The organism is Bradyrhizobium sp. 31Argb, from assembly GCF_043638955.1.
GTDB lineage: Bacteria > Pseudomonadota > Alphaproteobacteria > Rhizobiales > Xanthobacteraceae > Bradyrhizobium.
Genome location: NZ_JBEGDB010000321.1, coordinates 1 through 8,683 on the forward strand (window position 1 = coordinate 1; position 8,683 = coordinate 8,683).

General features: G+C 62.7%; 9 protein-coding genes. 8 read left to right on the plus strand and 1 reads right to left on the minus strand.

What is annotated here, in order from left to right:
- Window positions 1–1,946 (minus strand): secretin N-terminal domain-containing protein (locus AAFX91_RS35930; protein WP_394569680.1); only part of this gene is annotated, 1,946 nt, incomplete at its 3' end.
- 294 nt (window positions 1,947–2,240) lie between these two features.
- Here AAFX91_RS35930 and AAFX91_RS35935 point away from each other — a divergent pair.
- From AAFX91_RS35935 to AAFX91_RS35970, 8 genes are read left to right on the plus strand one after another with little or no spacing between them, the layout of a single operon-like run.
- Window positions 2,241–3,920, plus strand: a complete 1,680-nt coding sequence (locus tag AAFX91_RS35935; RefSeq protein WP_394569681.1) for a GspE/PulE family protein — start codon at window positions 2,241–2,243, stop codon at window positions 3,918–3,920.
- A 4-nt stretch (window positions 3,921–3,924) separates the two neighbouring features.
- The gene (locus AAFX91_RS35940; protein ID WP_394569682.1) at window positions 3,925–5,136 is read left to right on the plus strand and encodes a type II secretion system F family protein; all 1,212 of its coding nucleotides are present in this window, start codon (window positions 3,925–3,927) and stop codon (window positions 5,134–5,136) included.
- A gap of 16 nt (window positions 5,137–5,152) precedes the next feature.
- Complete coding sequence (gene gspG, locus AAFX91_RS35945; RefSeq protein ID WP_394569683.1) at window positions 5,153–5,668, plus strand: type II secretion system major pseudopilin GspG; 516 nt, start codon at window positions 5,153–5,155, stop codon at window positions 5,666–5,668.
- Window positions 5,661–6,125 carry a type II secretion system protein gene (locus AAFX91_RS35950; RefSeq protein WP_130580406.1) on the plus strand — a complete coding sequence of 155 codons (465 nt, stop codon included), beginning with the start codon at window positions 5,661–5,663 and terminating at the stop codon, window positions 6,123–6,125. The genes gspG and AAFX91_RS35950 overlap by 8 nt, the downstream gene beginning before the upstream one ends.
- Complete coding sequence (locus AAFX91_RS35955) at window positions 6,106–6,510, plus strand: prepilin-type N-terminal cleavage/methylation domain-containing protein (RefSeq protein ID WP_394569684.1); 405 nt, start codon at window positions 6,106–6,108, stop codon at window positions 6,508–6,510. The genes AAFX91_RS35950 and AAFX91_RS35955 overlap by 20 nt, the downstream gene beginning before the upstream one ends.
- Window positions 6,507–7,238: a type II secretion system protein J gene (locus AAFX91_RS35960; protein ID WP_394569685.1), complete on the plus strand. Its 732-nt coding sequence runs from the start codon at window positions 6,507–6,509 to the stop codon at window positions 7,236–7,238. Before AAFX91_RS35955 ends, AAFX91_RS35960 begins: the two co-directional genes overlap by 4 nt.
- Entirely contained in the window at window positions 7,216–8,130 is a 915-nt protein-coding gene (locus AAFX91_RS35965) for a general secretion pathway protein GspK (RefSeq protein ID WP_394569686.1), read from the plus strand. Before AAFX91_RS35960 ends, AAFX91_RS35965 begins: the two co-directional genes overlap by 23 nt.
- Window positions 8,130–8,624: a hypothetical protein gene (locus AAFX91_RS35970; protein ID WP_394569687.1), complete on the plus strand. Its 495-nt coding sequence runs from the start codon at window positions 8,130–8,132 to the stop codon at window positions 8,622–8,624. Before AAFX91_RS35965 ends, AAFX91_RS35970 begins: the two co-directional genes overlap by 1 nt.
- The last annotated feature ends 59 nt before the right edge of the window (window positions 8,625–8,683 follow it).

An 8,683-nucleotide genomic window follows, 5' to 3' on the forward strand; every position in this document is an offset into this window, starting at 1 on the left:
TCAGCCACAAAATGCTCCAGGCCAGATGGAACAACGACTTCCTTCTCCGCGCCCTCGCCCATATGCGATAGCCCTACGGTCGACACGGGGACGACATCACCGACCTGCAGCGTCGCCACCTGGTTGTTGATCACCACCAGCGACGGATTGGAGAGCACCTTGACGCTGGTGACCGCATGCAGCGCATCGAGGATCAGGCTGGGCTGGGTTTCCGACCCGATCAGGAAGTTGAAGCCGGGGAAGGCCCGATTGATGAAAGCGTTGGTGACCGATCCGGCGACGGTGGCCGCGCCGGTCGTCGGGTCGGTAATTGTCGTCGGCGCCGCGGTGGCCTGGGTGTTGAGAACGGAGCCCGTGTTCGGCTTCAACCCGACATTCCGGCTCGTCAGGTAGGCTTGCACGCCATAAGACAACGTATTGTTCAGCGTGACCTCGGCAATCGTCGCATCGATCGCGACCTGCAACTGCGGTTGGTCGATCTGTACCAGCGTGGATTCGATGATCCGGTAGTTCGCCTGGTCGGCGTAGATCAGCAGCGTATTGTTGACGGTGTCGGGCGTGATCCGCACGTCCTGCATCATGGGCTGGCCGTTTCCGGAACCGCGGCCGCTGTCGAGCGGAGCGCCACCGCCGTTTTGATTGGGACTGGCAGGCTGCGCGCCGAGGCCCCCGTTGCCACCGAGGCCCGGCGTGCCATTCATGCTCAGATTGCCGCGCGAGGCAAAGCCGCCATTTGTGTTTGATCCCAAGTTGCCGTTGAGCGAGAGCCGATCCCCGGCGCTCGAAGTTGCCGCGATTCCGGAACCCGGCGCGATCTGGCTGTCGGCGCTCTCGGCCACGCTCGACGACGATCCGCCGAGGAACATATCCGTCAACACCCGCGCGATCTGGCGGGCATCGCCGAACTTGACGCGATAAACGTGGACAGTGGTCCGCGCGGTATCGTTTCGATCAAGCCGCTTGATCCAGGTCGCCGCCGTGCGAAGCATGTCCGGCTTCTTGGTCACCACCAGCACCGCGTTGAGGCGGGCAATCGGCAGGAACTTGATGATGTTCTGACTGAGGCCGTTCTCGCCGGAATCGACGATCTTCTCCATCTCGGCGATGATCGGCGCCGGCGAGCCGCTCGAGATCGGGAATATGCCGACGGATTGGCCGCGCATCCAGTCAACGTCGAAGCTCAGCACCGTATCGACCGCGGTGCGGCGCTCGGCGCCGGTTCCTTGAATCAGGATGAGATTTCGTGTCGTATCCGCGCGCACGGCGCCGGCTTTGGTGGCGAAGCTGTCCATCAGCTTGAGCAGGGTTTGCGCCGACACATATTGTAAGGGCACGACCGAGACGCCGAACCCGGGTTCGGGATTGCCGCTTGCCGTATCGACCCGGCCGCCGCCGACCGCGTCGCCGAGTGGCGTAAGCCGGTAGCCGGTCGTATCGCGAAGCAGCACGACGCCGCTCAATCTCAAGGCATTTTCCAGCACGAACACGATGTCCGACTTCGGCACTGGACGGACCGACACCAGGCTCACCGTGCCCTGCACCCGCGGGTCGATGGTGTAGCCGACATGCAGTATGTCGCCGAGCACGACCTTGGCGACGGTCGCAACCGGCGTGTTCTCGAAGTTCAGATCGAAGCCGTTGCCGTTCGCTGTCGGCTGCAGCCGCTCGTCCGACACCGCCGTGACTTCGGCTCCCTCATACATCGCCGCGCGAACACTGCCATTCTGAGCGCCAGCGGCGCCCAAGGCGTTCACGGGTTGCGATTGCCGTGGCAACAGATCAAGCGAGCGTACCTTGTCGGAGATGTCGACTTGAGCCGCATCCACGCCTCCGCCAACCGTTGCGGAATTGCAGGACGCCAACAGCCCCAGCGACAGCAATGCAAAAGCGGCGGCAATGCCGCCGCGAATCCGTTGGTAGCGGCCCAGCTTGCCTACGCGCACCATAACTTCTTGCCAGTTCCGACTGGAGGATGTTCGACAATCCGCCCCTGTCCCCTCGAATTATTAGCGAGCGAACATGACAGAAATAAATTGGTTGCGTGATTGTTGCCCTGGCTACCATTCTGCGATGGACGCCGAAGCATGAAAATGAGGCAGCAATTCAAATCGGGGAGGGCAGTCTCAAAATTTTCTTTAGCGATGAGCAAACGCCGCATTCGTATGCCTGTCATACTTCGGATCGATAACAACACGCCTGACGTCCGCGCTGCTCCAAACCAATGTGACGGATAAGACGAAATGGCCAGCGATCGGTCCTCGCAGTTCGTCGACTACCTCCGTCAGAACAAGCATTTGACGCCGGTTGATGGTGAGACGGATCCGGCGGGACAGAGCGGCTCCGATCGCCGTCACCACAAGGTTTGGGAGATCACCAATCTCTCGCCCGCCGAGTTTGCCGACGAGGCCGCCCGCTTTTTCGAGCTCGGACGCATGACCCTGCAGGAGATGATGTCGGCGGCGCCGCTGGCAGCGTCGTTCTCGCAGCGCTTCCTGCGCGAGACCATGGTTTATCCGTGCACCACCTCCGATGGAACGATGACGCTCGTGGTCGTCGATCCGACCGATCAGGCGACGCAACGCGCGGCGCAGATCGTGCTCGGCACTGCCGTCATGATCAAGATCGCAACCTCGGAGGACGTTGCGGTCGTCCTGGATCAACGGCTGAACGTCGATGACATGGACGCGGCCGGACCGGCGGCAACGCTGCCGCGCGAGGACGACATCGAGAGCTTGCGCGATCTTGCGAGCGGCGCGCCGGTGGTTCGCGCGGTCAATGATCTGCTTGAAAAGGCCGTTGAACTTCGCGCCAGTGATATCCACATCGAGCCGTTCGCTTCCAGCCTCGTGGTCCGCCTGCGCATCGACGGCCTGCTTCGGTCGGTGGCGGCGCTATCCGGCGTGCTGCCGCAAGCCGTCATCTCCCGCATCAAGATCATCGCCAATCTCAACATCGCCGAGCGCAGGCTGCCTCAGGATGGTGCGGCGCGGTTGCGGGCAGGGCGCGCCGACATCGATATTCGCGTCGCGATCATGCCGACGCAGCACGGCGAATCGGCCGTCATTCGCATCCTGCCGAAGGATCGCGGATTGTTGGTCGTGGAAAAATTGGGATTCTCCGCATCCGACGAAAGTAAGCTGCGGCGGCTCCTCGCATTGCCGCACGGCATGATCGTCATCACCGGTCCGACCGGCAGCGGCAAGACGACGACACTTGCGACGATCCTCTCGATCCTCAATGAGCCGACGCGCAAGATCCTGACGATTGAAGATCCGGTGGAATACGAAATTCCCGGCGTCAATCAATCCCAGATCAAGCCCGTGATCGGCCTGACCTTTGCTACCGCACTGCGCTCGTTCGTGCGCCAGGACCCGGACGTGATCATGGTCGGCGAAATCAGAGATTCCGAGACCGCACATGTCGCGATCCATGCCGCTCTCACCGGCCATCTGGTGCTGACGACGCTGCATACCGAGACGGCGGCCGCGGCGGTGCCGCGCCTGCTCGACCTCGGCGTCGAGGGCTATCTGCTCCGCTCGGTGCTGCGCGGCGTGATCGGACAGCGTCTTGTCCGGCAGCTATGTGAACGCTGCAAATCAGGACGGACGCTTGGGCCCGCCGATTTTGCCGAGGATCCGCGGCTTGTCGCATTCGAGTTCCGCGCCGGTGAAACGATCCAGGAGCCTTGCGGGTGCGAACGTTGCGGCGGCACCGGCTATCGCGGCCGGCTTGGTGTTTTCGAGCTGCTCGAAGTCTCCAACGAACTGCGCGAACTAATCGGGGAGAAGACCGACGGACTGAAGATCGATGCGATGGCGATCCGTGCGGGGATGACGACAATGCTCGACGACGGCATCGCCAAGTGCCGCGCCGGGCTGACGTCGCCTGCCGAAATTCTCCGCGTCACGACCATGCGGTGACCACGTGCCGAATTTCCGCTACCGCGCCCTGACCCAGAACGGCGAGATCGTGAACGGCACGATCAGCGCGCCGACGGCCGCCGAGGTCGCGCGCCGGATCGAATATCTGCGGCTGCTGCCGATCGAAACCATCGAAGACAAGCGGGCGTCCCACAGTTCGGGAGGTCACGGCCTGTTTGGCCGGCCGAGCGCCGCCGAGATCACCACGTTCACACGCGACCTCGCGCTGCTGCTCAAGGCCGGCGCGCGCCTCGACGATGCCCTCGAACTGCTGTCCGGCGATGCCGATGTGGGACGGATGCGCCCCGTGGTGGCGAAGATCCGGGCGGCTCTGCTTGCCGGCGAGAGTTTCGCCGATGCGGTAGCCGATCATCCGAACCTGTTTCCACCGATGTATGGTGCGTTGGTGCGCGTCGGCGAAGTCTCCGGCACGCTCGATTCCGTGCTGGAAATGCTGGGCGCGGAGCGCGCGCGTTCCGAACAGATGCGGCGGAAGCTCACTGACGCCATGCAATATCCCGCCTTCGTACTGGTTGCGGCGTCGGGCGTGATGCTGTTCTTTCTTCTGTTCGTGCTGCCGCAATTCTCGACCGTGCTCGGCGATTTCGGCGCGAAGTCCGATACGGCGCTCGCCTCCTTCATCCAGTTGTCCGATTTCCTGCGCGCCAATGCGACGGCAGCCATGTTGATCGCGGCTGTGGTCATCGCGATCGTCTGGTGGCTGTTTCGCCAGGCAAGCGTGCGCGCGGCAATGGTGAACGGGTTGTCGCAGCTCCCCCTTATCGGCAATATCTTTCAGTTCTATCGCGCCAGCCTGTTCTGCCGCAATCTTGGTGTCCTGCTCGGCAGCGGCGTCAATCTCACGGCCACCTTGCGTATCCTGGTCGACATCATGGCGGTGACAGGAAGCGAAGCGAGCTGGACGGCCGCCGCCGATCGCGTCCGGCATGGCGGGAAGTTGTCGGAGGCGCTTGCCGTTGCCAACAGCCTGCCGCCGATGGCGGTCCGCATGCTTCGGCTTGGTGAAGAGACGAGGCAATTGCCGGTCCTGGCGGGACGGGTCGCCGAATTCTACGAAGCAAAACTGCAGCGCAGCCTTGACCGTATCGTCGGCATCGTCGGACCGCTTGCGATCATCACGATCAGTACGGTCGTCGGCGGATTGATCGTGTCGGTCATGACGGCGCTGCTGTCGGTCACGCAACTTGTCGGTTAAGAGCAAGGGTTACATCATGATTGCGCTCAAGAGTATTTCTGAATTGCTCGTCACTCGCTTGGATCAAGGCGCCGCCCGCGAGAGACGCGAGCACGCCTATCGCGGTCAAGAGGGTTTCACGCTGGTCGAGATGTTGGTCGTGATTGCCATCATCGGCCTGATCATAGGCTTGATAGGTCCGCGTGTGCTCAATTATCTCAGCGAGTCCAAGGTCAAGGCCGCGCGCATCCAACTGCAGAGTTTCTCGAGCGCGCTCGACCTGTTCTATCTCGACGCCGGCCGGTTTCCTTCGTCTGCTGAAGGTCTTGCCGCGCTGGTGCAGCGGACGCCGGGGCTTGCCGCCTGGAATGGGCCGTATCTGAAGGGCGGCAATGTCCCGAAGGACCCCTGGAATCACGCTTACGTCTATCGGTCACCCGGCGAGCATGGTCCCTATGACATCGTCTCCTATGGCGCCGATGGCCAGGAGGGTGGCAGCGGCAATTCCGCCGACATTTCCCTCGAAAAGACGACAGCCTCCCGAGATGAATGACGTCACGCAGCGCGGTTTCACCTTGCTGGAGATGGTGTGTGTGCTCGCCATCATCGCATTGCTGGCTGCCGTGCTGCTGCCGTTCATCCCACGCCAGACGTCGCGGTCGCGTTTGCAGGCCTATGCGTTGCAGACCGCGACGCTCCTGAAAGCCGACCGCAACGCCGCCATCAATCGCAATACCAGCATTGCGACGCTGGTCGACGCGCCGAGCCGCGTGATCCATTCCGGTTCGTCGCGATCGACGGTCCGCATTCCCGAGGACGTACGCTTCGATGCGCTGTTGCCGCAAACCTGCCAACGGCAGGCTGCGCTGTCGACCATTCGTTTCTTCGCCAACGGCAGCTCATGTGGCGGATCCATCGCACTGACGCGGTTCGATGCCGGCTATGAGATCCGCGTCAACTGGCTCACCGGAAGGGTCGAGGTTGTTTCCCGTGACACCGCCACCAACTGATCGCCCCGACGCGGGCTTCACGATCATCGAGGTGCTGGTGGCGCTGGCGGTGGTGGCCGTTTCCATTATCGCGATCGGCACCGTAACGGCCGGCAACATGCGCGGCGTGCGGGCATTGGAGCAGCATGTGGCGCTGATGCAGGCGGCGCGCACCTTGATGACGGTGGGTGTTCCGCCTCGCTCGGAATTGCAGCAGGGCACCTCGACGGGTCAGGCCGAGGGTTATCGCTGGACCATCGACGTCAGTCCGCTTGGCGACGATTGGAATGTCCCAGGCGCCAATGTGCCATGGACGCCCGAACTGGTTCGCATTCGCGTCAGGTCGCCCACTGGTGCGCTGTCCGATGTTCGGACCGTGCGCTTGATGCCGAGGCCATCAGAATGAGCCCGGCATCGGTAAAGCGACGCGCGCATGACAGCGGATTTACGTTGATAGAGACCATCGTCGCATTGGCGCTGATGGGGTTACTGCTGTCGGCGCTCGCGACCATCACCGCGCAGTGGCTGCCGAACTGGAACAAGGGATTTGGCCGGATCCAGCGCAGCGAACTGACAGGCATTGCGCTCGAGCGGATTGCCGCGGACCTAGCCGCTGCCGAATTCGTTCCCGCCAACCGCGACTCGCGCCGGCCGCTGTTCGACGGATCGGAATTGTCTGTCATGTTCGTGCGAACGGCGGTAGGCCCGAACGCCGGGCCAGGGCTCGATGTGGTGCGTCTCGGCGAAACCAAAGATCGCGGCGAGTTCGTCACGGTCCGCTCGCGGGCGCGCTTCACGCCGTTGCCCGTTGGGCTGTCGCTGTCGGAACAAACGCATCTCGGCGACCCGGTGGTGCTGCTGCGCGCGCCCTTTCGTCTATCATTCGCCTATGCCGGTCCCGATCACGTCTGGAAAAGCACGTGGCGAAACGCGGACCGGCTGCCGACGATGATCAAGCTGACGGTGCGTGATGCCGCGAGCCAGCGCGTGCTGTCGGTCTCGACGATCGCGCCGGTTCATGTGCAATTGCCGAGCGATTGCACGAAGCCGGACGGCAAATGCGACGACAACAAGGGCAACGCGCAAGGTGCTGCCGAGCCCGGAGGACGTGATGACAGCGATCACCGCACGTAGATCCTCAGGCGAACGCGGCTTCGTCATCGTCACCGTGCTTTGGATTCTGGCGGCGCTGTCATCGCTAGCAATGATCTTTGCCGCCTATTTATCGGCGTCCACGCGGGCGATCGCCGTCAACGAGACCGCGCTGCAGACCGAGGCGCTGGTATCCGCCAGTCTCGAGCTGACCGCCTACCAACTGGCGCTGGCGGACGAACGTACAAAGCCTCCGCATGGAGCCTTTCGCTTCCGTATGGATGATGCGAACGTCCAGGTCGCCTTCACTTCGGAGGCCGCCCGCATCGATCTGAATCTCGCTCCCAAGGAAATGTTGGCAGGCCTGTTTACCACGCTCGGCGCCGGCAAGGATGCGGCCATCGAATATGCGGATCGGGTCGTCGGCTGGCGAACCCGGCCCGTTCCCGGCAGCGCCAACGAGGAGGAAGCGCGTTACAATTCGGCCGGCTACTCGCCGCGGCAGGCGCCGTTTACCCACGTCAATGAATTGGCGCTGGTGGTAGGCCTGCCGGCCGCGCTGGCGGAGCGTGCATTGCCTTTCGTTACGGTGTTCAACGGGTCTCCCGATGTCGATCCGGCGATCGCGGCGCCGGAGGTCATCGAGGCCATGCCAGACAAATCTGCGAACAAGCAAGATCCGTTCAGGGGTAATTCGGCCTCGCAGAACGCCGCCCGGCCTGCGTCGCAACCGTCCGATTCGGCGAAGAACGATGCTTCGACCGCGACGAGCCCTTGTTATCGCGTTGAGACCACGATCCGCTTCCGCAATGGTCGCCGTACCACTTCGGAGGTCGTGATCGCCATGGGCGACAAGGTCGAGCCCTATCGGGTGCTGTCCTGGCAAGATGACGTCGCACCGCGAAACATCGTTTCGCGCCGCGGGAGCACTTGATGGCGATGATCGCGCAGACCAGGCAATGGTTCGAGCAATGGATCGCGGCGATTGCCGGTGCGGTCGACAGTGTCTCGGACAGGCTGGTGCGTCAGCGCCGCATCCAGCTTGACGAGAATGCAGACGGCACATTCACCGCGAGCATGGCTGCATCGAAAGACAGCCACGCTCCGACAATTCTCGCCTTCCGTATTCAGCACGGCACGCCAGAGCCGCCATTGCCGGCGCAGTGGAGCGCAGCCTTTAAGGGCAGCCGTGTCGAGGTACAATTGCCGCCCGACTATGTCATGACTCGTCTGCTCGACTTCCCAGGGCGGGCGGCCGACTTTCTCGATGGCATGATTCGCTCCCAGGTCGACCGCCTGACGCCATGGGCCGCAAGCGAGGCCATCTTCGGCTGGAGTTCGCCGGTTCCAGTTGCTGACGATCGGATCGAAGTTGCCTTCAGTGCGACCTCGGCGTCGAAAGTCGATCCGTCGTATTGCCTCACCTGAGGATGTTACTTTCGCTTGACGGATGTAGCTCCGACTGTCGGCCGGTCCGAGGTTGCGTC

What these genes read in the sequence shown, in the direction of transcription:
- AAFX91_RS35970 (WP_394569687.1), top strand. Translation starts at nt 8,130, where the DNA reads ATGGCGATGATCGCGCAGACCAGGCAATGGTTCGAGCAATGGATCGCG.
- AAFX91_RS35950 (WP_130580406.1), top strand. Translation starts at nt 5,661, where the DNA reads ATGAATGACGTCACGCAGCGCGGTTTCACCTTGCTGGAGATGGTGTGT.
- AAFX91_RS35965 (WP_394569686.1), top strand. Translation starts at nt 7,216, where the DNA reads ATGACAGCGATCACCGCACGTAGATCCTCAGGCGAACGCGGCTTCGTC.
- gspG (WP_394569683.1), top strand. Translation starts at nt 5,153, where the DNA reads ATGATTGCGCTCAAGAGTATTTCTGAATTGCTCGTCACTCGCTTGGAT.
- AAFX91_RS35935 (WP_394569681.1), top strand. Translation starts at nt 2,241, where the DNA reads ATGGCCAGCGATCGGTCCTCGCAGTTCGTCGACTACCTCCGTCAGAAC.
- AAFX91_RS35960 (WP_394569685.1), top strand. Translation starts at nt 6,507, where the DNA reads ATGAGCCCGGCATCGGTAAAGCGACGCGCGCATGACAGCGGATTTACG.